Annotated in this window: 1 protein-coding gene; it reads right to left on the bottom strand. The window is 69.0% G+C overall.

Annotation, left to right across the window (positions count from 1 at the left end):
• Positions 1 to 16 precede the first annotated feature (16 nt).
• Positions 17 to 1095 (bottom strand): IS630 family transposase gene (locus OTB16_RS39795; protein ID WP_420717890.1). Its coding sequence is split into 2 segments (ribosomal slippage): positions 17 to 594 and positions 594 to 1095, totalling 1080 coding nucleotides; the frame shifts between segments, so codons are not numbered across the junction.
• Positions 1096 to 1173 lie beyond the last annotated feature (78 nt).

Below are 1173 nucleotides of genomic sequence, written 5' to 3'. Positions count from 1 at the left end.
TACTGACTTCGGCTCTTCAAGGTGACGTTGGTTCGTCGAGGGTGAGGCCGGTGCCGGCTATGAAGCCGTCGAGGGTGTGTGGCCGGTATTGCAGGCGCTTGAGGCGGTTGCGGACGAGTGCTTCGAGGCGGTCGAGGGCCATGACGGCGAGGTTGGCGAGGCTGCGTTTGACGTGGGCCCATACCCACTCGACCGGGTTGAGGTCGGGTGAGTAGGCGGGCAGCAGGAACACCGTCAGCCACTCCCGCTCCGCCACGAGACCCTGCATCTTGCGGGACACGTGGGTGTTCAGGCGGTCCCAGACCAGCACGATCGGCGCTCTGACCAGTTGGTGGACGCCGTCCAGGAGCGCGATGAAGTCCCGCTCGCCCATGCTGCGACGTGTGCCCTTGCCCGCGGGATGAGACCGAAGCCGGTGACAGAGCCGGGTCCTGGACCCCGGTCGCATCGCGATCAGCCCGGCCACCGACAGCCGCCCCGAACGCCGGCCGCTGATGGTGACGACCGGAGTCACCCCACGCCGACCCCAGGTCCGCCCCCGCGGCGGCCTGCGGGTGAAGCCGGCTTCGTCCTCGAAGCAGACGTAGCCCCCGCAGGCCGCCCGCGCTCTTTTACCTCCGCCCAGGTCGCCTCCCGCCACACCGCGACGGCCTGATCGTCGCGTTCGGCGACCCGCCGGGCGGGGACCTGCGGGCTGAAGCCGAGCCGGTGCATCAACCGGGTGGCACCCGAGACGCTGTAGGAGACGTGGAACTTCCTGCCGATCAGCGTGGCCACCCGCGACGCCGTCCACACCTGGTCCTCCACCCAGCCGTGCGCGGCCGGACCCTGCTCCAGATACCCGGCCAGCTTCTCCAGACACCGCGGGGACAACCGGCACCGCGACCCGCCCGGGCCGCCGGAGGCCAGAGCCTCCACACCGCCTTCCCGCCACAACTGATACCACTGATAAGCCGACTTCCGGCTCACCCTCAGTCGTCTGGCGACCTCAAGTGGCTTGACCCTCTGCTCGAACAGCTCGGCCGCCTGCCTTCGCACCGTCTCCCGGCGCCGACGTCCCTCGGCGGTCAGCCCGCCCCCATCTGCATACCTCACACACCACGGAATACAGCCAACACCTCAGCCCCGTCAGACACTCCGTGGAGAATCACCCTGGCGAGCCGAAGTCAGTAA

It is taken from the genome of Streptomyces antarcticus (genome assembly GCF_026627255.1).
In the GTDB taxonomy this organism is placed as follows: domain Bacteria; phylum Actinomycetota; class Actinomycetes; order Streptomycetales; family Streptomycetaceae; genus Streptomyces; species Streptomyces antarcticus.
This window is presented reverse-complemented; position numbering and strand designations above follow the sequence as displayed.